At 73.0% G+C, this 24,420-nt stretch carries 21 protein-coding genes and 1 pseudogene; 9 read left to right on the top strand and 13 right to left on the bottom strand.

Features of this window, described 5'->3' with window-relative positions:
* Positions 1-83: 83 nt before the first annotated feature.
* Entirely contained in the window at positions 84-1,538 is a 1,455-nt protein-coding gene (locus AB0N90_RS17310) for an NAD(P)/FAD-dependent oxidoreductase (RefSeq protein WP_365197279.1), read from the top strand.
* A gap of 205 nt (positions 1,539-1,743) precedes the next feature.
* Complete coding sequence (locus AB0N90_RS17305; protein WP_365197277.1) at positions 1,744-2,709, top strand: alpha/beta hydrolase fold domain-containing protein; 966 nt, start codon at positions 1,744-1,746, stop codon at positions 2,707-2,709.
* A gap of 49 nt (positions 2,710-2,758) precedes the next feature.
* Here the strand turns inward: AB0N90_RS17305 and AB0N90_RS17300 are convergent, their stop codons facing one another.
* The 5 genes from AB0N90_RS17300 to AB0N90_RS17280 form a co-directional block, all read right to left on the bottom strand.
* Positions 2,759-3,217: a hypothetical protein gene (locus AB0N90_RS17300; RefSeq protein WP_365197275.1), complete on the bottom strand. Its 459-nt coding sequence runs from the start codon at positions 3,215-3,217 to the stop codon at positions 2,759-2,761.
* A gap of 106 nt (positions 3,218-3,323) precedes the next feature.
* Positions 3,324-3,707 (bottom strand): hypothetical protein, encoded by a 384-nt coding sequence (locus tag AB0N90_RS17295; RefSeq protein WP_365197273.1) that lies wholly within the window; start codon positions 3,705-3,707, stop codon positions 3,324-3,326.
* A gap of 139 nt (positions 3,708-3,846) precedes the next feature.
* A complete protein-coding gene (locus AB0N90_RS17290; protein WP_365197270.1) occupies positions 3,847-5,394 on the bottom strand; it encodes a long-chain-fatty-acid--CoA ligase in 1,548 nt (515 codons plus the stop codon).
* 32 nt (positions 5,395-5,426) lie between these two features.
* Positions 5,427-9,962, bottom strand: a complete 4,536-nt coding sequence (locus AB0N90_RS17285; protein ID WP_365197268.1) for a beta-ketoacyl synthase N-terminal-like domain-containing protein — start codon at positions 9,960-9,962, stop codon at positions 5,427-5,429.
* 25 nt (positions 9,963-9,987) lie between these two features.
* Positions 9,988-10,314 (bottom strand): acyl carrier protein, encoded by a 327-nt coding sequence (locus AB0N90_RS17280; protein ID WP_274506008.1) that lies wholly within the window; start codon positions 10,312-10,314, stop codon positions 9,988-9,990.
* 135 nt (positions 10,315-10,449) lie between these two features.
* Here AB0N90_RS17280 and AB0N90_RS17275 point away from each other — a divergent pair, with 135 nt between their 5' ends.
* Positions 10,450-11,904 (top strand): CoA transferase, encoded by a 1,455-nt coding sequence (locus AB0N90_RS17275; protein ID WP_361672825.1) that lies wholly within the window; start codon positions 10,450-10,452, stop codon positions 11,902-11,904.
* Between the two features lie 74 nt (positions 11,905-11,978).
* The gene (locus AB0N90_RS17270) at positions 11,979-12,536 is read left to right on the top strand and encodes a carboxymuconolactone decarboxylase family protein (protein ID WP_361672828.1); all 558 of its coding nucleotides are present in this window, start codon (positions 11,979-11,981) and stop codon (positions 12,534-12,536) included.
* A gap of 197 nt (positions 12,537-12,733) precedes the next feature.
* On the opposite strand, the gene AB0N90_RS17265 is transcribed toward AB0N90_RS17270, so the two are convergent.
* From AB0N90_RS17265 to AB0N90_RS17255, 3 genes are all read right to left on the bottom strand, one after another.
* Positions 12,734-12,943 (bottom strand): ferredoxin, encoded by a 210-nt coding sequence (locus AB0N90_RS17265; protein WP_037652461.1) that lies wholly within the window; start codon positions 12,941-12,943, stop codon positions 12,734-12,736.
* Between the two features lie 12 nt (positions 12,944-12,955).
* On the bottom strand, positions 12,956-14,185 hold the full coding sequence (locus tag AB0N90_RS17260; RefSeq protein WP_365197263.1) for a cytochrome P450: 1,230 nt from the start codon (positions 14,183-14,185) through the stop codon (positions 12,956-12,958).
* Between the two features lie 162 nt (positions 14,186-14,347).
* Positions 14,348-14,806 carry a nuclear transport factor 2 family protein gene (locus AB0N90_RS17255; protein ID WP_365197261.1) on the bottom strand — a complete coding sequence of 153 codons (459 nt, stop codon included), beginning with the start codon at positions 14,804-14,806 and terminating at the stop codon, positions 14,348-14,350.
* A 190-nt stretch (positions 14,807-14,996) separates the two neighbouring features.
* Between AB0N90_RS17255 and AB0N90_RS17250 the strand changes: the two genes are divergently transcribed.
* Positions 14,997-15,446: a nitroreductase family deazaflavin-dependent oxidoreductase gene (locus tag AB0N90_RS17250; RefSeq protein WP_361672835.1), complete on the top strand. Its 450-nt coding sequence runs from the start codon at positions 14,997-14,999 to the stop codon at positions 15,444-15,446.
* A gap of 81 nt (positions 15,447-15,527) precedes the next feature.
* On the opposite strand, the gene AB0N90_RS17245 is transcribed toward AB0N90_RS17250, so the two are convergent.
* A complete protein-coding gene (locus AB0N90_RS17245) occupies positions 15,528-16,592 on the bottom strand; it encodes a cation diffusion facilitator family transporter (RefSeq protein WP_365197258.1) in 1,065 nt (354 codons plus the stop codon).
* A gap of 137 nt (positions 16,593-16,729) precedes the next feature.
* Here AB0N90_RS17245 and AB0N90_RS17240 point away from each other — a divergent pair, with 137 nt between their 5' ends.
* On the top strand, positions 16,730-17,746 hold the full coding sequence (locus AB0N90_RS17240) for a glutathione S-transferase C-terminal domain-containing protein (RefSeq protein WP_365197256.1): 1,017 nt from the start codon (positions 16,730-16,732) through the stop codon (positions 17,744-17,746).
* Positions 17,747-17,774: 28 nt separating this feature from the next.
* Positions 17,775-18,050 (top strand): annotated as a pseudogene (locus tag AB0N90_RS17235) (DUF4235 domain-containing protein); the annotation flags it as partial.
* Between the two features lie 114 nt (positions 18,051-18,164).
* On the opposite strand, the gene AB0N90_RS17230 reads toward AB0N90_RS17235, so the two are convergent.
* Entirely contained in the window at positions 18,165-18,629 is a 465-nt protein-coding gene (locus AB0N90_RS17230) for a pyridoxamine 5'-phosphate oxidase family protein (RefSeq protein ID WP_128793078.1), read from the bottom strand.
* A gap of 147 nt (positions 18,630-18,776) precedes the next feature.
* A complete protein-coding gene (locus AB0N90_RS17225; protein WP_365197253.1) occupies positions 18,777-19,640 on the bottom strand; it encodes a hypothetical protein in 864 nt (287 codons plus the stop codon).
* Positions 19,641-19,768: 128 nt separating this feature from the next.
* Here AB0N90_RS17225 and AB0N90_RS17220 point away from each other — a divergent pair, with 128 nt between their 5' ends.
* Together AB0N90_RS17220 and AB0N90_RS17215 are read left to right on the top strand one after the other, a co-directional pair.
* Complete coding sequence (locus AB0N90_RS17220; protein WP_365197251.1) at positions 19,769-20,719, top strand: NADP-dependent oxidoreductase; 951 nt, start codon at positions 19,769-19,771, stop codon at positions 20,717-20,719.
* Positions 20,720-20,845: 126 nt separating this feature from the next.
* Positions 20,846-21,226: an anti-sigma factor antagonist gene (locus AB0N90_RS17215; RefSeq protein ID WP_365197248.1), complete on the top strand. Its 381-nt coding sequence runs from the start codon at positions 20,846-20,848 to the stop codon at positions 21,224-21,226.
* Positions 21,227-21,246: 20 nt separating this feature from the next.
* Here AB0N90_RS17215 and AB0N90_RS17210 read toward each other — a convergent pair whose 3' ends face one another.
* Positions 21,247-22,191: a ribose-phosphate diphosphokinase gene (locus AB0N90_RS17210; protein WP_037652440.1), complete on the bottom strand. Its 945-nt coding sequence runs from the start codon at positions 22,189-22,191 to the stop codon at positions 21,247-21,249.
* Positions 22,192-22,234: 43 nt separating this feature from the next.
* A complete protein-coding gene (locus AB0N90_RS17205; RefSeq protein ID WP_365197244.1) occupies positions 22,235-24,406 on the bottom strand; it encodes a glycosyltransferase family 39 protein in 2,172 nt (723 codons plus the stop codon).
* Positions 24,407-24,420 lie beyond the last annotated feature (14 nt).

Below are 24,420 nucleotides of genomic sequence, written 5' to 3'. Positions count from 1 at the left end.
TCGGTCCATCAGTCGTTCTTCAGCCGTCGATCAGCAGCCCTGTCCAGGGTGGACCGCGAAGAGGCACTACGAAGGGGATGACTATGGACGAGGACTTCGAGATCGTCATCATCGGCGCCGGGATGTCGGGCCTCGGCATGGCCGCCCGTCTCAAGGAGGCCGGCCGGCACACGTTCACGGTGCTGGAGAAGGCCGCCAGGATCGGCGGGACCTGGCGCGACAACACGTATCCCGGCGCGGCCTGCGACGTACAGTCCCATCTGTACTGGTACTCCTTCGGCGAGCAGCCCGACTGGAGCCGCACCTACGCCGGGCAGCCGGAGATCCTGCACAACCTCGAACGGTTCGCCGGGAGCCAGGGGCTGACGGAGCACATCCGCTGCGGCACCGAGGTCACCCAGGCCACCTGGTCGGACGAGGACGGCCGCTGGCTGCTGCGCACCGCGCGCGGCGAGCGGCTGCGGGCCCGGGTGCTGATCACCGCGTGGGGACAGCTCAACCTGCCGGCCTGGGCGGGCATCGAGGGCGCGGAGCGCTTCACCGGGACCCAGGTGCACACGGCGCGCTGGCCCGAGGACCTGGATCTGACGGGCAAGCGGGTCGCCTGCATCGGCAGCGCGGCCAGCGCCGTCCAGCTGGTGCCCGCCATCGCGGGGGACACCGAGCGGCTGACGGTGTTCCAGCGGTCCGCCAACTATCTGCTGCCGCGCCAGGACCAGGCCCTGAGCGACGACGAGCGCGCCGAGCTGCTCGCCGAGCCGCACCGCTACGACGAGCTGCGCGAGGGCCTCTACCGCGAGCGCGACGGCTGGGCCGTCGGCCTGCGTGACGACGGCAACCCGGTGCGGGACGAGTTCCTGCGGGTGGCCAAGGACCATCTGGCCGCGCAGGTCGCCGACGAGGGGCTGCGCGACCGGCTCACCCCCGACTACGCGTTCGGCTGCAAGCGGGTGCTGATCAGCGACGACTACTACCCGGCGGTCTCCCGCGACAACGTCGAGCTGGTCTCCGAGCCCATCACGAGGATCGAGCCGGAGGGCATCAGGACCGCGGACGGGCGGCTGCACGACGTCGATGTGATCGTGCACGCCACCGGCTTCCAGCCGCTCGACCGCACCGGCGGGGCGGAGATCGTCGGACGGGACCTGCTGACGCTGCGCGAGGCGTGGAAGGACGGCCCCGAGGCGTATCTCGGGGTGTCGGTCAGCGGCTTCCCGAACATGTTCATGCTCTACGGCCCGAACACCAACCTGGGCCACCACTCGATCCTGTTCATGGTGGAGTGCCAGATCGACTACATCCTCAAGGCGCTCGGCTCCCTCGACGGCGACCGCAACCGCACCCTGGACGTCACCCCCGAGGTGCAGCGCCGCTACAACGAGCAGCTCCAGCGGGACCTCGCGGGCACGGCCTTCGCCGCCGGGTGCGCCAGCTGGTACAAGACGGGCGACGGGCGTGTGGTCAACAACTGGCCCGCCAGCATCGAGGCGTACAAGGAGCGCACCGCCGTCTTCGAGCCGGAGGACTACACCCGCTAGGCGGTTCTCGTTCCGCTCCCGGCCGGGGCCTGCCAGGCTCCGGGAGGCGCCGCGGCCGCGTCGCGTTCGGCGGTCCCGAGCGGCGGCAACGCCTCGGTGCCGCCCGTGCGTTCACGGTCGCCGTGCCCCGGCCGGGCGCCCGCGCGGTCAGGTTCCCCGCTTCGGGCGACGCCCCCCTGTTCCGATCCCGGGAAGGAAAGAGACCATGGCCTACGACATCGACCCCGAGCTCGCGACCGCGCTGGCCGCCCTGCCCAAGGCCCCGAACGGCGCCCTGCTGGACCTTTCCGACATCCGCGTGTGCCGCGAGCAGGTGGCGGCGGCCGAGGAGTGGCTCCCCGCGCCCGACCCGGACCCACGCGTCAAGATCGAGACGCTGAGCCTGCCGCGCGCGGACGGGACCGTGCTCGACGTGCTGATGTTCCACCCCGGCGACGCCGACCGCGCCCGCCCTGCCCTGGTCCACTTCCACGCCGGTGGCCAGGTGCTCGGCAGCGCCCATGACCGCACGGCCCGGGCGTACGGCGCTGATCTGGCGCTGCGGCTCGATGTCGTCCTGGCCGCCGTCGACTACCGGCTGGCGCCGGAGACCCCGGCGCCGGGCGCGGCCGAGGACGGCCACCTGGCGTACACGTATCTGACCGCGCACGCCGCCGAGCACGGAATCGACCCGGACCGGATCGGGCTCGCGGGCGCGAGCGGCGGCGGGGCGGTCGCCACGGCCGCCGCGCTCATGGTCCGTGACCGCGGTGGGCACCCGCCGCGGCTGCTGTCGCTGCACTACCCGATGCTCGACGACCGGAACGAGACCCGCTCCAGCCGGGAGATCACCGGCCTCGGTGTCTGGGACCGGCAGGAGAACCTGTACGCCTGGGCGGCGGTGCTGGGCGACCGTGCGGGGGCGCCGGACGTGCACCCGTACTCCGCGCCCGGCCGCGCCACCGATCTCGCGGGCCTGCCGGACACCTTCATCGCGGTCGGCCAGTTCGACGCCTTCCGCGACGAGGACATCGACTTCGCGCGGCGGTTGCTCGCCGCCGGTGTCCCGGTCGACCTGCATGTCTACGCGCACGCCTTCCACTCGTGGGACGTGTTCGCGCCGCACTCGGCTCTGGCGAGGAGCTTCGAGCAGACCTGGCACGACTATCTGCGCCGCCATCTGCACGGCTGAGCCCCGCCGGACGGCACCGAGCGGACGCCCTCCCGGCCGGGGCGTCCGCTCACGCCGTCCACGCCCGCACCGCGCCGCCGGTGAACTCCACGAACTGCCCGGCGCCCGGGTGGTGTTGAGTGGGGAAGAAGCCCGGCACCACGCCAACGAGCCTTCCCGTGGCGGGATCCCACGCGGACAGGCCCGCGGTGCCCTCGGCGTCCCCGCCGCTGAACAGACGGGTGCCGTCGCTGAAGAACTCTCCCGACGGGCCCTCGAACGAGGCGAGTTCGACGGCCGCCGCCGGGCACCACGGATCGTCCCGGCCGGTCCGGGTCGTGTCGAAGATCCGCGCGCCGGGCCGCATGACCTCCTCGTCGTCGCCGAGGCCCGCGACGGCGACCCTGGTCGAGCCGATCCAGGTCATGGGCCGGTCCCAGCAGTACGCCCGCCCGCAGAGCGGGACCCGTCCCGGACCGTCGTACAGGACGCCTCTGGTCTGCTGTCTGGGCTCACCCGAAGGCACCATGAAAATAGTCGCGATGGTCTTCCGGGCCGGCCGCTCGTCGGTGGGCTCGACAGGTGACCGAGCCAGCACTGCCGTCCGCGCGTTGGACACATCCAGCCGGTTCCAGTCAGTGCGAAGCACCCGGCACGGTCTCCTCGTGGCCCCCCTGGTTGTCCAGGGCGAGCGTGGTCCGGCCGGTTCGCAGGTCGATCACCTCGCCGTACCGGCCGTAGTCGTTGACCACCGCGGCGAGCATCCCGTCGCCGGACGCGTGCAGCCGCCGACGGCACCGGTGGCCGGACCACGGCTCGCGGTCCGACTCCGTCGCGAGGGTGGTGGCGGCCACCGGCTCATGGACCCCGGCCGCCATGTCCCAGCGGCCGATCGTCCCGTCCGCGCCCAGCACCAGCCACACCGGCCGCCCGGCACCGCTCACCGGCGCCAGAGCGGCGATCTGCCCCACGCCCGCCGGCACCGGGACCTCCCGGACCCCGCCCTCGCCACCGATCAACGCCGTTCCTCCCCGGAGGCCGGACCCGAGCCGAACGGGCAGCATATCCAGGCGGGTTCACCGGACCGGGGGTCCTCCCGTACGACGTCGGCCCGCCCCCTCGGTGAGGTGGCGGGCCGGTGTCGTACGCGAGGTGCGGTCAGCTCTTCGCGGCGGCGAGTTCGTCGCGTACCGCCCGGCGCAGGACCTTGCCGCTGGGGTTGCGGGGCAGGGCGTCGGCGAAGTCGTACGACGTGGGCATCTTGAAGTCCGCCAGCCGGCCGCGCAGGAAGAGGTGCAGATCCCTGGCGCCCGCCTCCTGGCCGGGCTCCAGGACCACCCGGGCGTGCACGGACTCGCCCCAGCGCTCGTGCGGCAGGCCCACCACGGCGGCGCCGGACACGGCGGGGTGCCGGGCGAGGGCGTCCTCGATCTCCTTCGGGTAGACGTTCTCGCCCGCCACGATGATCATGTCGTTGACGCGGTCGCGGACGTAGAGGTAGCCGTCCTCGTCGAGGCAGCCGGCGTCCCCCATGTGCACCCAGCCCTCCACCACGGTGCGCTCGGTGGCCTCGGGCAGCCGCCAGTAGCCGAGCATCCGGGCGGGGGTGCGCACACAGACCTCGCCGACCTCGCCGGTGGGCAGCACCCGGCCCTCCGGGTCCTCGATGCGCACCTCGATCCCCGGGTAGGGGCGGCCCGCCGCGCGCAGTCGCGGGCTGCCGGGGACATGGTCGGCGGGCGGCAGACAGACGGCGAAGTTGCCGGTCTCGCTGCTGCCGTAGATCTGGAGGAAGTCGCAGTCCATCAGGTCGATCGCCCGGCTCAGCAGGTCCTCGCCGATCGGCGAGCCACCGTAGACGATCTTGCGCAGCGAGCCGAGGGCGCCCCTGGCGGCGGCCGGTTCGAGGAGCATCAGCTCCAGCATGGCGGGTGCCACGATGCCGGTGGTGACCTTCTCCTCCTCGATCACCCGCACCGCGTCGGAGCTGATGAAGGCGGGCAGCGACACCACGGTGACACCGGCGTTGAACGCCTGCATCGCGTAGGAGAGGCCACCGATGTGGAAGCCGGGCAGGCCGATCAGGCTGCGGTCGCCGGGCTTCCAGTCGAGCCAGTCCAGGCCGTTGTCGTCCATCGCCTCGGCGACGTTGAAGAAGCTGCGGTGCGGCAGGACGACGCCCTTGGGCAGCCCGCTGGTGCCGCTGGTGTAGATCTGCACGACGGGGCTCTCCGCGTCGTCCGACGCCTCCCGGCCGCCGGTCCGCCGCGGGCCGGCCTCCGCGGGCACCGCGTCCTTGCGGGCGGCCAGGGACTCGGCGTCCGGCGTGTCGGCGTCCAGGCAGAGCAGGGTCCGCAGCGTGGGCAGCCCCTTGCGCACCTCGGCGGCCACCGGCAGATGCTCCTCGTCCACCAGCAGCACCTGGGTGGTGGAGTCCCGCAGGATGTGGTCCACCTCCTGGGGGGTCAGCCGCCAGTTGACGGGGACCAGGACCGCGCCGGTGCGGGCACAGGCGAAGGCCAGCTCCCAGTACTCGACGGCCTCCTTGCCGAGGTAGCCCACCCGGGCGCCGGGTACGACGCCGGCCGCGCGCAGCACCTCGGCCGTTCGCGCGCTCTCCCGGTCGAGTTCCCGGTAGGTGAGCGACCGTCCGGCGCAGACGACGGCCGGCTGCTCGGGCCGGAACGCGGCCTGGCGGGAGATCACTTCCCCCAGGGTCCGTGATCGCGTGGCTGTGGTCATCGGTGTGCTCCCGTTCCCGCCTCGTGTGCCGGTGCCTCGGCACCGGACAGCAGTTCTTCGATGTATGCGCCGAGCAGGTCCACGCCGGGCCGGTCGAAGGTGACCGACGCGGGCAGCGTGATCCGGAAGGCCGCCTCCAGCGCGTTGCGGATCTCGACCGCGTTGAGCGAGTCCATGCCGAGGGCGGCCAGTTCGGCGTCGGGTTCGATGTCGTCGGCCGACTCGAAGCGCAGGACGTCCGCGAGCCGGGCCCGCACGATGGCGTTGATCCCGGCCGAGCGGGCGGCCCCCGGGGTGTCGGCCAGCGCGTCCACACCGGTCGGCGTCCCGTCCGCGGCAGAGCCAGAGACCAGCTCGGCGAAGAGCGCGCTGGGCGCCCTGCGGGCCACGAAACGGTTCCAGTCGCAGCGGCCCATCAGGACCTGGGCGCGCCCGGCGTCCAGCAGCGCGGGCAGCGCGTCGGTGGCCTCGTCCTCCTCCAGGAGCGTGATGCCCTGGCCCTCCCAGCTGCGGACCAGCGAGGAGCTGAGCTGCCGGCCGGGCTCCCGGGGCACCCAGGGGCCCCAGTTGACGGCGGTGGCGGGCAGCCCGGCACCGGCGCGCTGGGCCATCAGATGGTCGAGGAAGGCGGCGCCCGCACCGGCACCGGTCTGCGTCGCGGCGCCGAACAGGGCGCCCGCCGTGGAGCAGCCGAGGAAGAAGTCCAGCTCGGGCAGGCCCGCGGTGGCCTCGTGCAGCAGCCAGGCGCCGTAGACCTTGGCCTGGAACACGGCGTCCAGGCTCTCCCAGGTCTGCTGGGCGAGCGGCAGGTCCCGCGCGGCCTCCTGGGCGGCGTGCACGACTCCGCCCACCGGGGGCGCGGTGGCGGCGAGTTCGGCCAGGACGCGGGTCACGTCCGGCGCGGAGCCGAGGTCGCAGGCATGGACCTGGACCGTGACGTCGTCGCCGAGGGCCGGGGCGGGGCCGCCGGTGCGGCTCAGCAGGGCCAGATGGCGGGCGCCGAGGGCGACGAGGCGGCGGGCCAGGGCCCGTCCGACCATGCCCGTCGCGCCGGCCACCACATAGGTGCGGTCGGGGCGGACGGTGAGGGGGCGGGAGTCCGCGGGCACGGGGTCGGCCGTGCGCAGCCGCCGTACCCAGCGGCCGCCGTCGCGGTGGACGATCTCCAGCTCGCTCTCCTGGGCCGCCAGGCACTCCCCCACCAGTCCCGCGGCGCCGTCGGCGCCGGGTGCCAGGTCCAGCAGGGTGACCCGGTAGCCGGGGAACTCCGCGCCCAGGGCGCGGCCGAAGCCCCACAGGGTGGCGGCGGCCGCCGGTTCGGCGTTCTTGTCGCCGGGCAGGTGCTGGGCGCCCTCGGTGACCAGCCACAGCCGCTGGCCCCGGCCGAATCCCGCGCGGGCCAGTGTGTCCAACACGGCCAGCAGCTCACGGTAGTTGGCCTCGGACTCGGCGCGCAGCCGGGCCGCTCCCGTCTCCTCGCCGCTGTGGGCGCGCCACAGCCAGCACACATCGGTGGGCGGCTCGCCCGCCAGCGCCCCGGCGAGGGCCGCGGGGTCGGGTAGGACATCGAGGGTGACGCCCTGGGCCGCGGCCGCCTCGGCGAGGGCGCGCGGCAGCCGGTCCGTGCCCCCGGCGACGAGGACGCGCCGTCCGTCGCGGCGGATGTCCGGCAGGGGCTGTGCGACCCAGTGCTGCTCGTAGAACAGGCCGCCGTTCGCGCCCTGTTGATCCTCGCCGGTCCGCTCCGCCTGCCAGGCGGCCTCGGCGGCCCGGCGCTGCGGGGTGGGCAGCCAGTACCGCTTGCCGTCGAAGGGGTACGACGGCACGGGGATCCGGCGTCGCGAGGCGCCCTCGTGGTAGCCGGCCCAGGAGATGGGCACGCCCGCCTCGTACGCCTTGGCCAGGGACCGGCGGACCATGTCGCCGTCCTGGTCGTCGCGGAAGGTGCTGCTCAGCCAGACGTGGTCGGCATCGCCGGCCGAGGTCCTGGCCAGCGCGGTGAGCGCGCCGGAGGGGCCGAGCTCCACGAAGACGTGCCGGCCGCGCTGGTCCACCGTCTGGACACCGGCCTCGAACTGCACGGGTTCGAGCAGGTGGCTGATCCAGTACTCGGGGTCCGCCATCTGCCGGCCGCGGGCCACGCGTCCGGTCACGTTGGACACCAGGGCCATGCCCGGGGTGCGGAACTCGACACCGGCGAGGACCTCGCGGAACGCGTCGGTGATCTCCGCCATCAGCGGCGAGTGGTAGGGCACGGCACCCTTCAACGGGGTGAATTTCACGCCCCGTTCGGCCAGCTTGCGGCCCGCGTCGGCGAGCGAGTCGTGGCCGCCGGTGAGCAGGCACTGGCCGGGGCCGTTGACGGCGCCGATGGTCAGGTCCGGGTAGTCCTCGACCAGCGGGGCGACCTCGGCGGCGGGCGCGCCGACCGCGGCCATGCCGCCCTTGCTGCGCAGCGCCTCGCTCAGCCGGCCGCGGGCGGCCACCAGGCGGGCGCCGTCCTCCAGCGAGAACAGCCCGGCCACCGCGGCGGCGGCGAACTCGCCCAGGCTGTGGCCCATCAGCACCGAGGGGCGGACGCCCCAGGACAGCCAGAGCCGGGCCATCGCGTATTCCAGGCTGAACAACGCGGGCTGGAGGTAACGGGGTTCGTGGATGCGCTCGGGTGCCTCGCACTCGCCGCGGATCAACGCGCCGAGCGGGACGCCGAGCAGCGGGGTGAGGATGGCGTCGCACTCGTCCAGGGCGGCGCGGAAGACCGGGTACTGCCGGTAGAGCGCGGCGCCCATGCCGGGGTACTGGGTGCCGGTGCCGGAGAAGAGGAAGGCCACCTTCGGGGCGCTCGCCGAGCCGCCGCGGGCGGTGCCCGCCGCCAGGGACTCGACCCGCTTGCCCAGGGCCCGTACGGCGCCGTCCCGGTCACCCACCACCTCGGCGATCCGGTAACGGAAGTGCGCGCGCCCGGTGTTGGAGGTGCGGCACAGATCCGCGAGCGGGGTGTCGGGGTGCCGGTCCAGGTGGTCGAGGTAGCGCTCGGCGAGCCGGCGCAGCGAGGCGCGGCTCTTGGCGGACAGCGTGAGCACGGCGCTCGGGCGCGCCTCGGCCTGCGGCGCCTCGGCGGGTGCGGCCGGTGCCTCCTCCAAGATGACGGAGGCGATCGTGCCCGTCACGCCGAATCCGTTGACCATCGCGCGCCCGGGGCCGGTGCCGGGCCAGGGCCGGCACTCGGTCGGCACGGTGACGGGGGCCTCGTCCCAGGCGATGCGCCGGGAGGGGGTGACGAGGTTCAGATGCGGGAAGACCGTACGCTCCCGCAACTGGAGCACCGCCTTGATGAGCGAGCCGGCCCCGGCCGCGCCCTCCATGTGCCCGATGTTGGTCTTCAACGAGCCCACCACCATGGGCCGTTCCTTGGTGTGCGACTGCGCGAACACATCGCTGATCGCGTCCATCTCGGTGGGGTCGCCGAGCGCGGTGCCCGTGCCGTGGGCCTCGACGTAGTGGATGTCGCCGGGCGTGAGCCGGCACCGGGCCAGGGCGGAGCGCATGACCTGTTCCTGGGCGGCGCCGTTGGGGGCCGTCAGGCCCGCGCTCTCGCCGTCCTGGCCGACCGCGGAGCCCCGGATCACGGCGTGCACGGTGTCGCCGTCCCGCAGCGCGTCGGACAGCCGCTTGAGGACCAGCACCCCGCAGCCCTCGGCGCGGGCGTAGCCGTCGGCCCGCTCGTCGAAGGTCTTGCACCGCCCGTCGGCGGAGAGCACCCCGCCCAGCTTCAGGATGGTGTGGTTCTGCGCGTTGTGGATGACGTTGACACCGCCGCTCAGCGCGATCCCGCACTCGCCGCCGCGCAGGGCCTGTACGGCGAGGTGGGTGGCCGTCAGCGACGAGGAGCAGGTGGTGTCGACGGTCAGGCAGGGGCCGCGCAGCCCGAGGAAGAACGACATCCGGCCCGAGACGGCGCTGTGGGTGAGACCGGGCGCGAGGTAGCCGTCGAGGTCGGCGGGGGCGAGGTCGGTGGACTCGAAGATGTAGTCGAGGGTGGTGACGCCCATGAACACGCCGGTGTCGCCGTGCCGCAGCGAGGTGGGGTCGATGCCCGCGTGCTCCAGCGCCTCCCAGGCGGTCTGGAGGGCCAGCCGCTGCTGGGGGTCGATGTAGGGAGCCTCCTTGGGGGAGATCGAGAAGAAGGCGGCGTCGAAGCGGTCGACGTCACGGACGAAGCCGCCGCTCGGCAGGTCGCCGTCCTGCCCGTCGGCTCCCGCGCCGTCGCCCGGGGCCATCTGACGGCGCTCCTCGGCCGGCAGCGGTCCGATGCCCGAGCGGCCCTCGCGCAGGAACTCGGCGAATGTGTCGACGTCGTCGTTCCCACCCGGAATACGCAGCCCCATCCCCACGATGGCGATGGGTTCGTATTTCTCGCGTTCCAGGGCGGCGAGCGCCTCCGCGTTGGCGGCGAGCGCTTCCTCCTTGCGTCGCAGTTCGGCGAGTACGGCGGCCAGTTCGGCCGCCGTAGGATTCGATGTGTCCGACATTTATTCCCTCCGGTCAGGAAAAAGATCACGCACAAAGATGGTCGATCAACTGACCGGCGGTCGGATGGCCGAAAAGGGCGGCTGTCGAAATCTCGCGACCCAGCTTCCGCTCCAGGGAAAGCTTCACCTCGCTCAGCCGCAACGAGGTGAGCCCCAGGTCGAAGAAGCCCACGTCCAGGGCGAACTCCTCGCGGTCGGTCATGAAAAGGGCGTTTCTGAACTCCTTCACCACCAGGTCCTCGATGAGCTCCCGGCGCTCGTACTCCGGCAGGTGATTGAGCTCCTCCACGGCGGGAAAATCATGCGACATCCACGTCACCGCCTCTCTACGAATCGACTGCTTCAGGACCACCGAACCAGCCCTTCCTGATAGTGAACTGATAGCTGACTGATGACGGTTCGACTTTCATCAGCAGCGCTCCACACCCCCTTCGAAAATGGCACTCGACCGGTTTACCTTCACCTCATCGGTGCTATGTTTCCGGGCATGGAAGAAAACGAATTCGATCTGATCGGTGAATTAGACAGGACACTGAAGACGCTCGGTCTGTCGCGGGACGGCGCGGTCAGCGAACTCGTCGTGCGCGGACAGGATCCGCTGGTCCCCTCGACCATCCGGCTGGGCTCGGCCATGGGCATAGCCCTGCTGTCCGCGGCCGTCGGCGCGGCACAGATCTGGCAGAGTGCGACGGGCCGCCCGCAGCGTCTCGGCCTGGACCTCGGGCAGGCGATGCACCAGCTGACGCCCTACCTCGGCGGCGGCAACACGCTGAACGGCTACGGCTCCAACATGGGCAGCGTCCTCGGGCTCGGCGGCGGGCTCGCCCCCGCGCTGTGGGACCTGTACCGCACCGCGGACGACCGCTGGGCCATCCCGATCGCCTGCTATCCGAGCACCCGCGACGCCTTCCTCGACATGCTGGGTACGGCGCACACCCGCGAGCACATCGGCGCGGCCGTCGCACAGCGGATCTCCTGGGACCTGGAGGAGGAGGCGGCCGACCGGGGTGTCCCCCTCGCGATCGTCCGCAGCCGCGAGGAGTTCCTCGCGCACCCGCAGGGCCGGGCCGTGCTGGACGAACCCCTGGTGGCCGTGGAGCGGGTGGGCGACGCCCCGCCGCGTCCGCTGCCGGCCGGTGCCCAGCCGCTGTCCGGGCTGCGCTCCCTTCAGTTCACCCATGTCTTCGCGGGCACCGCGGCCGGCCGGGTCCTCGCCGAGCAGGGCGCGGACGTGCTGCATGTGTGCGAGCCGAACGCCTTTGACCACGATCTGTGCTGGAACGAGACCGGTGTCGGTCTGCGCTCCGCCCGGCTCGCCCTGGACTCCGGCGGCGACGGCCGACGCGCCTTCGAGGAACTGCTGCGCACCGCCGATGTGTTCGTGCACAACCACCGGGCCGGGAAGATGTCCCGGCTCGGGCTCAGCCCCGAGGAGTGCGCCGAGATCTCCCCCGGCATCATCCATGTGTCCGTGCGCGCCTACGGCCACAGCGGCCCCTGGCAGGACCGGGGCGGCTTCGACCAGCACGCCCAGGCGCTGACCGGCGTCAACTGGAGCGAACGACGGGACGGGCGCCCGCAGTTGCCGCCCGGCCGGATGCTCAACGACTACCTGGCCGCGTATCTCGTCGCCGCCGGTGTCATGAGCGCGGTCCTGCGCCGTGCCCACGAGGGCGGCAGCTACCGGGTCCGGGTCTCCCTCGCCGGTGTCTCCAACTGGGCCTACCAGCTGGGCACGTTCACCCCCGAACAGGTCGAACGGCTGCTGCCCGCGACGCCGTTGGTCCCGGCGGAGCGCCTCACCCGGGCGACCCCGCTCGGCGAACTCTCCCTCGTGGCCCCGCCGGTGACCCTGAGCGAGACCCCGCCGGCCTGGCGCGGCCCGCTCCTCGTCCCCCGCGGCTCGTCACAGCCCCGCTGGCTCGACGACCAGGGCTCCTGACCTCCCCCACCCCTGGCCCCTTGGCCCCTTGCCCCCTTTGTGCCTTGTGCCGACCCGTCCCAAGGAGAGACCCCATGTCCCGCATCCCCTGCCTCGACACCGAGGCGCTGCCCGAATCCCTGCGCTCGCTCAGTCAGGGGCGCATCATCAACGTGTACCGGATGCTCGGCCACGCGCCCCGGTCGGTCACGCAGATCGCCCGGCTCGGCGCCTCGCTCTTCGCCGACGCCAGCCTCGGCGCGATGGACCGCGAGCTCCTCATCCTCACCTACGGCACCGTGTTCGAGGCCGAGTACGAGTGGGCGCAGCACGTGCCCATCTCCCGGGCCGCGGGCGTCACCGACGAGCAGCGCGCGGCTCTGCGCGCCAAGCGGTACGACGCCGACGTGTTCACCCCGGCCCAGCAGGCACTGGTCACCTTCGCCGCCGCCGCGGCCGCCTCGCCGCTCGTGGACGACGCCCGTTACGCGGCCGTCAGCGCCCACTACACCGAGGAACAGATCGTCGAGACCCTCGTCCTGGCGGGCTTCTACTTCCTTCTGGCCCGCGTCTGCACCGTCCTGGACGTCGAGATCGACGCGGCGGAGAGCGACGAGCTGGTTCGGATGGCGCAGAGCATGCACGCCAACTGAATCTCCGGCGACGGACGGCGGGTGACGGGCCGGGGCAGGCGGCAGCGGGGGTGGGCCGGGGCGGCGAACGGCCGGCCGGCCGAGCCCACCGTCCGCCGCCCCGGCCCACCCCCGTCGTCCCGTACTCGATCCACCCGGTCCGCTCGGCCCGCTCGGTCCGCCCGGGCCGGCCGGTCCGCTCAGGCTGCTCGGTCCGCCTACGCCTCCGCCGTCGCGGAGTCCGTCACGGTGATCGCGCCGACCGGGCACGCCCGGGCCGCCTCGCGGACGTTCGGGTCGCCCGCGCCGTCCTCGCGGCCGGGGATCAGCATGCTGAACCCGTCGTCGTCCTGGGTGAACACGCCCGGCGCGGTCAGCGCGCACTGGCCCGCGCCGATACAGACGTTCTTGTCGATCTCGATGTGCATGAGCTGAGCCTCTTACCAGGTCACGGGGAGTTCCAGCATCCCCTGGATCGTGTCGCCGGGTTTGAAGGGGATCTCCTCGGCGGGCGCGGCCAGCCGCAGTCCCGGCAGCCGGGCGAGCAGGGTGCCGAGGGCGATCTCCAGCTCCGCGCGGGCCAGGTTCTGGCCCAGGCACTGATGGATGCCGAACCCGAACGCCACGTGGTGACGGGTGGGCCGGTGGAAGTCCAGGGCGTCGGGTTCGTCGTACTGGCCCGGGTCCCGGTTGATCACCGACGTGGAGAAGAAGACGCCCTCACCGGCCCGGATCGTGGTGCCGTCGATCTCGATGTCCTGGAGCGCCACCCGGGCCAGCCCGTCGGCGATGGACAGCATCCGCATCAGTTCCTCGACGGCCGCGGGCAGCAGCGCCGGATCCGCGCGCAGCTCGGCCAGCCGGCCGGGGTTCTGGAGCAGGGTGAAGGTGCCCAGCGAGATCATGTTGGCGGTCGTCTCATGGCCCGCGACCAGCAGGATCACCGCGAGTGAGACAACATCGGCGCGCTCCAGCGTGCCCTGGCCGAGCTGCTGATGGACGAGGTCGTCGAGGACGCCGTCACCGGGCTCGGACTGCCGGGCCTTGGCGTCGACGAGGCCGCCCAGATACTCCTCCAGGCGGTCGCGGGCCCCCTGGCTGTCCGCGGCGGTCGGCCCGCGCAGCAGCCGCCGGGACTGCTCCTCGAAGAACTCGTGGTCGGCGTAGGGCACGCCGAGCACATCGCAGATCACCATCGACGGCACGGGCAGCGCGAAGGCGGAGACCAGATCGGCGGGCGGTCCCTGCTCGATCATCGTGTCCAGCAGGCCGTCCACGATCCGCTGGATGGCCGGTCGGAGCCCGCCGGCGCGTTTGAGGGTGAACGACGGGATCATCATCCGCCGCTGCCGCTGGTGCTCGGGGTCGTCCTGGCCGAGCAGCGCCACCCGGCGGTCGCGGACGCCCTCGAAGCGGGGGGAGATCGACGGGAACTCGCCGCGGCGGCGGTCGCTGGACAGCCGGGGGTCGGCGAGCAGGGACCGGGCGATGGCGTGCCCGGTGACCATCCAGACCTCGCGGCCGTCGTACAGGGTGACGCGTGCCAGGGGCCGGGCCTCGCGCAGCGGGGCGTAGCCGGTCGGCGGGTGGTAGGGGCAGGTGCGGTCCTGGGGGAAGGCGACGGGGTCGGCCGGGGTCGCCGGGCCGGTGATGTCCGTCAGTTCCGTCATGGAAAGACCTCGCAGACGAAGAAGTGCGTCGTGCCGATCTTCATTAGATGCCTCAGGCACCTATGGGTCGATGACAAGTTCAGCCACTTCAAGGATCCTCCCGATCCGTCCGAATCGCGAAGGTAGGAGGGTCCGGTTCCGGCCAGACGGCGCAACCGCCGCTCACCGCGCCCCGGCGGCCCCCTCGGGCGGGGCGAAGGCGCGGGCCACGGCGAGGCTGTCCTCGTACACGTGGTGGCGTACGACGAGGCCCTCGCGGACCGTGAGGTGCAGGGCGAAGCGGGCGGTGTAGGAGCGGCCGGTCGGTGCGGCCGTCTGCCGTATGACGCCGAGGACGACCGCGTCCTCGCCGTCGACCAGGATCCGCTCGACGCCGGTGTCCGCCTTCTCGGGGACATGGTGGGCGGCCAGCTCCCGGAAGTGGGCGGCCACATCGGCGCGGGTGGCGCGGTGCCGGATCCAGGGGGTGTCCGGGCGGCCGTGCTCCTCCTCGGGCCAGTCCAGCCGCCAGTCGCAGTCCACGGCGTACAGCTCGGCGATCCGGTCCGGGTCGCCCGCGCCGATCCTGACCAGGAGTTCCTGGACCGCGGCGCGAGTGTCGGGGGTCGGGTCGTACGTCATGGCGGGCACTCCCGGGGTCGGGGACGGACTCGGTGGACGACCACTGTGCCAAGGGCGGTGCGGGTGACGCGATGACCGCGGAGGTAATGATCGGGGCGGTGCGGGGAAGCACGGTACGGATGAAGCGTGCGGCCGCCGGTGTTGGAACCGGTGCACATGCATGCGTGGGAGCGACGAAGGGGACGGATCCATGCCTCTCAAGGGTGAGTACGAGCCGAGCCCGGAGCAGTGGGTACGCGATCAGGTGGAGCTGTACGAGAGCTCCGGCGGGACGAAGGGGAACACTCTGCTGGACACCGGGATGCCGGTCATCGTCCTGACGACGAAGGGCGCGAAGAGCGGGAAGATCCGCAAGACGCCGCTGATGCGGGTGGCGCACGAGGGCGCGTACGCGGTGGTCGCCTCGCAGGGCGGCGCGCCGAAGCACCCGGTGTGGTACTTCAATGTCAAGGCCGATCCGCATGTCGAGCTTCAGGACGGCCCGGTCAAGCAGGACATGCGGGCCCGTGAGGTCACCGGCGACGAGAAGGCCCGGTGGTGGGAGCGGGCGGTCGCCGCGTACCCGCCGTACGCGGAGTACCAGCAGAAGACCGACCGGCAGATCCCGGTGTTCGTGCTGGAGCCGGCCGAGGGGAGCTGACGGGCATCGCCGAGGCGATGCCCGCCGGAGAATTCTGCACCCGGCAGGTGTGAACCCGCTCCGGCACGGGCAGTCGTGCCGTCAGGCCCCGCCGCGTTCCCCCGTCGCGGCGGGGCTCTGCCGTGCCTCGCCGTCCGGGCTGTCGGTGACGTCGAGGAAGATCTGGTCGGCGGCCGGGAACGTCGCGGCCAGCGAGCGCTTGATGCGGTCGGCGGCCTCCTCGACACGCTCGCTGTCCAGGCCCGGCACCAGGTCGATACGGGCGGCCACCAGGGTGGAGTCGAGGCCCAGTTTCATGGTGAACAGCGACTCCACGCTGTCGATCTCCGGCTGCGCCCGCAGCAGCGCGCCGATACGCCCGCTCAGCTCCGGATCGGCGGCCTGTCCGATGAGCTGATCGCGGGCCTCGCGGCCCAGCCGGTAGGCGACGTAGACCAGCAGGACCCCGATGGCGAGCGAGGCGGACGCCTCCCAGGCGACCTGCCCGGTGGCCATGTGCAGGGCCATCCCGGCGATCGCCAGGCTCACGCCGAGCACCGCCGTGCCGTCCTCGGCGACCACCGTGCGCAGCGCCGGATCGCGCAGTGCCGCCCGGCCGCCCCGCGCGCGCACCTGGTGCAGGGCGCGCAGCAGCGAGCCGCCCTCGGCCAGCAGTGCCACGGCCAGCACGACGAGGCCCACCACATAGCCGCGGGACGTCTCCCGGGTGCCCTGGCGCAGTGCCTCGCAGCCCTGGAAGAAGGAGAAGCAGCCGCCCATCACGAAGATCCCGACGGCGGCGAGCAGCGACCAGAAGAAGCGTTCCTTGCCGTAGCCGAAGGGGTGCCGGGCATCGGCGGGGCGGCGGCTGCGGCGCAGGGCGGCCAGCAGGAACACCTCGTTGAAGGAGTCGGCGACCGAGTGCGCGGCCTCCGACAGCAGCGCGGGCGATCCCGAGAGCACCCCGCCGACGGCCTTGGCCGCGGCGATCAGCAGATTGGCCCCGAGGGCGACGAGGACGGTGACCCGGGTACGGCGGTCGCTCGCCCGGCTGCGCCGCTCGCGGGTCCGCGCCCGGCGGTCGGTGGCCCCGGTGCGCCCGTCGGCACCGGCGGCACCCGCCGGGGCGGCCCCGTGCTCCTGTCGCTTCGGTGATGTTCCACTCACGGGGGCCGACTGCCCGGGGGCCCGGGAATCACACCGTGCGGGCGCCCGGAAACGGGGAAGTCGGTGCTCTGACGGAGAAGTCGGTGCTCCGGGGACCCCGGCGGTGAGCGTCCGGGACCCGGCGGCGAGGAGGAGACATGGGCGGTGACGGCAACCGCGCCTACGGCCACAAGAGCTTCAGCCGGTCGCGCAGCCATTTCCGGGACCGGATCACGGCGGACGGCCGGGACGGGTGGCCGGTGGCGGCGGGGCGCTACCGCCTTGTGGTGTCGCGCGCGTGCCCCTGGGCGAGCCGGGCGGTGATCTCCCGCCGGCTGCTCGGTCTGGAGGACGCGCTGTCCATGGCGGTCGCCGACCCGATCCAGGACGACCGCAGCTGGCGGTTCACCCTGGATGCGGACGGCCGGGACCCGGTGCTCGGCATCCGCTACCTCAGCGAGGCGTACGACCGCCGCGAGAGCGGGTATCCGGGCGGGGTGAGCGTGCCCGCCGTGGTGGACGTGGACAGCGGGAAGCTGGTCACCAACGACTACCAGCGGCTCACCCTGGACCTCGCCACCGAGTGGACGGCCCTGCACCGCGAGGGCGCCCCCGATCTGTATCCGGCGGCCCGCCGCGACGAGATCGACGAGGTGATGGCCGGGGTGTACGGGGACGTCAACAACGGCGTGTACCGGGCCGGGTTCGCCACCCACCAGGAGGAGTACGAGAAGGCCTGCGCGGGCGTCTTCCGGCGGCTGGAAATGATCGCCGAACGGCTGGCCGGACAGCGGTATCTGGTCGGCGACACCCTCACGGAAGCGGACATCCGGCTGTTCACCACGCTGGTCCGGTTCGACCCGGTCTACCACGGCCACTTCAAGTGCAACCGCTGGAAGCTGGCGGAGGACCCGGTGCTGTGGGCGTACGCCCGTGACCTGTTCCAGACCCCGGGGTTCGGCGACACCGTCGACTTCGACCACATCAAACGGCACTACTACCAGGTGCACTCCGGTATCAACCCGACGGGCATCGTGCCGCTCGGCCCCGATCTCGCGTCCTGGCTGAGCCCGCACCACCGCGAGGAGCTGGGCGGCCGGCCCTTCGGCGACGGCACGCCCCCGGGCCCGGTGCCCGAGGGCGAACGGGTGGCCCCCGCGGGCCGTCCCGTATGAGAACCCCCTGACGAGGAAGGAGTCATCCATGTCCAAGTCGAAGAAGACCAAGCTCCCCTTCGTCTATCAGCCGATCGGTTTCGTGCTCAGCTGGGCGAGCGGCGCGGTCGCCGGTCTCGCCTTCAAGCAGGCGTGGAAGGCGATTCGGCACGAGGACGACGCGCCCACCGCTCTGGACGAGGACCGCCGGCTGCGCGACATCCTGCTGGCCGCCGCCCTGCAGGGCGCGATCTTCGCGGTGGTGCGCAGCGCCGTGGACCGCACCGGGGCCAAGGCCATCGCCCGCTCGACGGGCGTGTGGCCGGTGGCCGAGGACCACGAGAACGGCACGGAGGGCAAGGCGGGCAAGGTCGGCAAGGAGAGCAAGCGGGACAAGGGCGGCAAGCGGGGATGGCGTTGAGCGGCCGCCCGGACGGTCTCAGTCGTCGAGCAGCCACCGGCCGTCGCGCATGAGAACCCGTCCGGGCAGCTCGTTCGCCTCGCGCCAGGCCTGGATGCGCTCGGGGACGACCCGGAAGTACAGATAGCGGGTGGCGAGCCGCCGGGGGTCGAAGCCGGTCTTGCCCGCGAAGACCTCCGCGTCCTCCTCGGGCAGGTCCTCCGGGCTCACCGACTGCACGCCGCCGTCCACGACGACGACGTCCCGGGTCGTCCCGATGCCGAGCCTGACCCGGCCGCTGTCGACCAGATTGCGGCCGGTGGGGCTGTCGGCGGGGGTGGCGAACAGCAGGAGGGCGCCGTCCCAGACGAACGACAGCGGCACCAGATAGGGCGCGCCGCCGTCGGGTCCGGCCGTGGCCACCCAGGCGTCCTCGTCATGGTCCAGCCGGTGCAGGGTGTCCTTCTTGCGCTGCTCGGCGGTGCGGGCGGGCGGCGGGGTCATCGGGTTCGGCCTCCTGAAGGGGTGCGGGTGCGCTCCAGTGTGGCCGCCCGGACGGGCCCACGCATCAGGGCCCACGCATCAGGTTCGGCCCCGGCGGCGCGTCTTCGCGCACCGGGTGCGTCCCCGGCGTACGCCCGGCACCGGACCTCAGTCGCAGTCGGCCCCCGCCTTCAGGCGGGGCCATGCCTCCACCCCGTGGGACGTACGGATGTAGGCCGTGGCCCGGCCGGGGGTGAGCCACAGCCGCTCGTCGCGGTGGCGGTACCCGGTGTCGTACGCGTCGGCGGGCAGGGCGCGCAGCCGGCCGACGTACGGCCCGCCGAGGTAGCCCTCGCGTGCGAGGACGCCCTCGGGGTCGCGGACGTAGATCCGGTCGCCCAGGCCGAGAAAGCGGGCGGACCCCCAGTCGCAGTGGTCGGGACCGGGTGAGGTGGCGAGCCGGGTCACCGGGACCCGTCTGCCGTCACGCCCGGTCCAGATCTCCCACCCGGTGGTGGCGGTGAACCGCTCGGGGAGTTCGGCCGGGTCGCAGGAGGCGCTGGTCTCGGGGCCCCAGCCGGGCCGGTCCCGCTGGTCCCTGGCCACCACGACGGCCACCTTGGTACGGCCGCCGACGTCGAAGGAGTAGAGCACCCGGTCGGCCTCCCGGCGCTCCACCCGGTAGCCGTACGCGGGCACCTCCGGCTTGTCCATGTCGAAGTAGCGGGCCAGCCCCTCCTCGGGGGTGGCGCCGCCCTCGGCGGCGCTCCAGGGGTCGGACCCGCCGCCGTCGAAGATCTTCCCGTCGCACTCCAGCGCCCGCCCGGCCGCCCCGGAGGCCGCGAGCAGCGCCCGGGTGCCGCTTCCGCCCGCCTCCGCGGTGCGGACGTGGAGCGGTCCGCCGTACGGCCGCGCGGGCGGGGTCCCCCGCACCACCAGGCCGGGACCGCGTCCCGTCCCGTGGCCGCCCACGCCGCATCCCGCCACCACCACGGCCGTCACCGCCACCACCGTCCTCGGCCCTGCGCGCATGCTCCGCCCCCATCTCGTCGCGTTCACCGGATCCGTACGACCCCTGGACGCGGGAGCGGGCCCGAACGTTCGGAACTCGGTCATGGTGCCGGTCCGCCGCGGGGCGGCGCGGGGCAGGCTGGGGGACCATGAACGATGTGACCACCATGCGAGCCATCGGCCAGGACGTCCTCGGCGGCCCCGGGGTACTGCGGGAAGTGACGCTGGAGCGGCCGAAGCCGCGGCCGAACGAGGTGCTGGTCCGGGTGCGGGCCGCCGGGCTGAACCCCACCGACTGGAAGCACCGCGCCACCGGCGGGTTCCTCGGCGAGCCGCCGTTCGTGCTCGGCTGGGACGTCTCCGGGGAGGTCGCCGAGACCGGGATCGGCGTGGCCGAGTTCCGGCACGGCGACGAGGTGTTCGGCATGCTGCCCTACCCCTTCGGACACGGCTCGCACGCCGAGTACGTGATCGCCCCGGTCCGCGCCCTGTGGCACAAACCCGCCTCGGTCGACCACACCCAGGCGGGCGCGCTGCCCCTGGTGTCGCTGACCGCCTGGCAGGCGCTGACCGAGCGGGCCGGGGTACGGCAAGGACAGCGGGTGCTGGTCCAGGCGGCGGCCGGCGGGGTCGGGCATGTGGCCGCGCAGATCGCCGCGGCGCACGGCGCCCATGTGATCGGCACGGCGAGCGCGGCCAAGCACGACTTCCTGCGGGAGATCGGCGTGGCCGAGCCGGTCGACTACCACTCCACCGATGTCACCGAGGCGGTACGGGACGTGGACATCGTCCTGGACACCCTCGGCGGCGAGACGGCCCTGCGCTCCCTGCGGACACTGCGGCCCGGCGGGATCCTGGTGTCGATCCTGCCGGTGGGCTCCCGCGAACTGTACGAGGAGGCCGAGCGGCTCGGCGTACGGGCGGTACGGATGCTGGTGGACGCCGACCGGGCCGGAATGCGGTCGGTCGCGGAACTCGTCGAGTCGGGGAAGCTGAGGGCATCGATCGCCGGGACGTACCCGCTGGCCGACGCCGCGAAGGCGCACGAACAGGGGGAGACCGGGCGCACCACGGGGAAGCTGGTGCTGCTGGTCGACTGAACGGCCCCCGGACACGCGCGAAACCCGAAGACATATGTCAATCGAACATGCTCAAATTCCTTCCATCGAGGGTAACTTGACGGTCGGAGATCCGACGTCCGGGCGCGGGTGGGAGGTGATGCCGAGGTGCGACGGGAACCCGTGTCCCTCACCCGGCATCTGCGTGTGTACGCATACCGTGCGTACACCGTCCTGGAGTTCCGGGGCGAGATCGACATCATCGCGGCGGACGAGATCCTTCCGCTGCTGGACCGGATCACCGGCCGCCCCGGCGCCCGGGTCGTGCTCGATCTGCGGCCCGTGGAGTTCTTCGACTGCTCGGGGCTGCGCCTGCTCTACCGGGCGCGGGCCCGGATCCTCGGCCACGACGGGCAGTTGCACCTGGTGTGCACCCACCCGCTGACCCTGCGCGTCCTGCGGGTGACGGGCCTGTCCCGGCTGCTGCCGCCGCACGCGACGACGGACGCGGCCCTGGCGGGAGCCGGGATCGCGTCCGGTTCACGGTGAGGGGGCGTCCCCCGGACGGCTCACCCCTCCTCGAACAGGGCGCTGACCGACTCCCCGTTGTGGATGCGCCGTACCGCCTCGGCGAGGGCCGGGGCGATGGACAGGACGCGCAGCTTGTCGCTGTGCTCGTCGGCCGGGATCGGCACGGTGTTGGTGCAGACGATCTCCAGCACGTCCGGCTGCTCGCCGAGCCGACCCAGCGCACCGGCCGCGAACAGCCCGTGCGTGCACGCCACCCGGATCGAGCGCGGGCCCAACTCGCGTAGCCGGTCCAGGAGTTCGAGCACGGTGCTGCCCTTGGCGATCTCGTCGTCCAGCACGATGACGTCCCGCCCGGCGATGTCGCCGATGACGGAGCTGATGCTCACCCGGTCGTCCGCGTACCGCTGCTTGGCGCCGGCCGCCACCTGTGCGCCGATGCGCCGGGCGAAGGCGGCGGCCTCCTTGGCGTTGCCGAGGTCCGGGGAGACCACGGTGGTGCGCGAGAGGTCGTACTGCCGGAAATGCGCGGCCAGTTCGCGCAGCGCGTGCAGATGGTCCACCGGCACCGAGAAGAAGCCGTGCACCTGCGGGGAGTGCAGGGTCATGGCGAGGACCCGGCTCGCGCCCGCGGCCACCATCAGATCGGCGACGAGCCGGCCGCCGATGGAGATCCGGGGCGCGTCCTTCTTGTCGGAGCGGGCGTAGGAGTAGTGCGGCATGACGACGGTGATCCGGGAGGCGGAGGCGCCCCGGGCCGCGTCGCACATCAGCAGCAGCTCCACCAGGTGTTCCTGCACCGGCTTGACCAGCGGCTGGATCAGGAACACATCCCGTTCCCGGCAGTTGGCCTGAAGCTGTACCTCCAGGCAGTCGTTGGCGAACCTGCTGACCCTGGTCGGGCTCAGCGGCACCCCCAGATGCGCGCAGACCTCCTCAGCCAGTTCGGGATGGGCACTGCCGCTGAAGACGGCGATGTCTCGCACGATCTGCTCCTCGCATGATCATTCCGGGCTGCCGCCGCTCATGCTACTGGCCGGGACCGCAGCGGTAGAGCGTCCGGGCGGTCCGTCCGGGTGCCGGGGGCGCGGCGGGGGTGTCCGTGCCGCCGTACGCCGAGGCGGGGACCTTCGTGCAGGTGGCCTCGACCCGGTCGGCGATCCGCGTGGCCGCGGTCGGCCCCGCGGCCGTGTTCCCGGTACCGGCGGCCAGCGGGCCGAGCCCCGCGGGGCCGCCCACGAGCACGTACCGGACCTGTCCCGCGGCCACCAGCCGCTGGAAGTCGGCCGGTGCCGGGAAGGGCACCTTGCCGCTGAACCCGCCGAGCGGCAGGACATCGGCGCCCGCCGAAAGGATGTACGGGGAGGCGGCGTTCCAGTTGGTGGTGGCGAACACATAGCGCGCCCCGCCCCGGTGGGCGCGGGTGTAGTCGAGGAGGCGGCGTTCGTCGGGGGTCAGGGCGCCGTCCGAGGCGATGCCGGCCAAAGCGGCGAAGCCGGACGGGGAGGCCGTGCGCGCACCGACCGCCTGCGGTCCCGAACTTCCCCTCCCCCGCTCCCGGTCGGGACTGGTCGGGCCGACCGAGCCCATGCCCGAGGTGCCGTACGCCGGGTTGAAGACCTGTACCGCCCAGGCGCTCGGGGCGACGAGCACGGCCGCGAGGGAGGCGGCCAGCCCGGCGAGCGCCAACCGGCCGCCGGTGCGCGGCCGTTCGGGCCGGGCGAGGGCCAGCAGGACGACGGCGGCGAGGCCCAGCGCGGCGACCGCGGGGGCGAGCCAGGGCAGGAAGGCGGCGGCGAAGCGGTCGGCGAGGCACGCGCTCCACACCGTGGTCGCCGCCACCGCGACCGGCAGCGCCCAGGCGCGCCGCCCGCCCGCGCGGTGGGCGCGCCACATCAGCACCGTCCCGGCGCCGGTGAGCGCGGCGAGCGGCACCGCGATCACGCCCATGTAGTAGGTGTGCGGGCCGACGCTCCCGGCGCTGAACACCAGGAAGTACACGGCGAGCCAGGTGCCCCACAGCAGGAACCCGGCGCGCGAGGCGTCGGTGCGCGGCCGGCCCCGCCGCCAGAGCAGCCCGCAGACGACGGCCGCGGCGGCGAACGGGTAGAACCAGCCGGTCTGGGCCGCAAGGGTGGTCCCGAACATCTTCGCCCACCCGTTCTGCGCGCCGCCGAACCCGCCCGCGGCCAACGGGGAGGCGTCCGGGGCCGGCTGCGCGCCCTGCCGCTCGGACGTCCGGTGCGCGTCCGCGTGTACGGCCCCGGGCCCGGCCGCTCCGCGCTCCCGGTCGCCCCGGTGCCCGCCCCCCTGGGTCGCGCTCACGCTCCCGGTGGCGGCCGCGCTGATGCCGAGCGAGCCGAAGCGGTTCAGGAAGTTGTAGCCGACGACCATGCTGAACGCGGAGTTGTTGGTGGTGCCGTCGACGTACGGGCGGTCCTTGGCGGGTACGAGGGTCACCGCGAGCATCCAGGAGGCCGAGACGGCGGTCGTCACCAGGGCCGCCAGGCCGAGGTGGGCGAGGCGGCGGCGCAGCGCGAGCGGGGCCGAGACCAGGTACACCAGGGCGAGGGCGGGCAGCACGGCCCAGGCCTCCAGCATCTTCGCCTGGAAGGCGGCGCCGACCCAGACCCCGGCCAGCAGCAGCGGGCGCAGCCGGCCCGCCCGCGCGGCCCGCTGGGTGGCCTCGGCGGCGAGCAGCAGGCACAGGGTGAACGCCGGGTCCTCCACCGAGGTGCGGAACAGGCCGACGGCTACCGGGGTCACCAGGAAGGCCGTGGCGGCGAGGAGGGCCGCGTGCGTCCCGGCCCAGCGGTGCACCAGGCGGTACAGCACCAGCAGACTCGCCACGCCCTCCAGGACCTGGGGCAGGGTCAGGGTCCAGGGGTGGAAGCCGAGGAGGCGGGCGGACAGGGCCTGCGGCCACAGGAATCCCGGGGATTTGTCGAGCGTGATGGAATTCGCGGGGTCGAAAGAGCCGTAGAAGAACGCCTTCCAGCTCCCGGTCATGCTGCGCGCCGCGTCGGCGTAGAAGGTGTGGTACTGGCTATGGGTGATGCCCCATGCGTAGAACACCGCGGCGAGGACGGTGAGGAGCAGCAGTGCCGGACGGGCGTACGAGGGCTCGCCCACCGGGGCTTTCCATGGTGCGCGGCGGCCGGTGCCGGTGGCGGCGGCCGCGTCGAGAACGTTCGTTGCCATGCCCGGAAGTTTTG

The organism is Streptomyces sp. NPDC093018 (genome assembly GCF_040684035.1).
Lineage (GTDB): Bacteria > Actinomycetota > Actinomycetes > Streptomycetales > Streptomycetaceae > Streptomyces > Streptomyces murinus.
The sequence above is the reverse complement of the archived record's forward strand: the minus strand, read 5'-3'. Positions and strand labels throughout refer to the sequence as shown.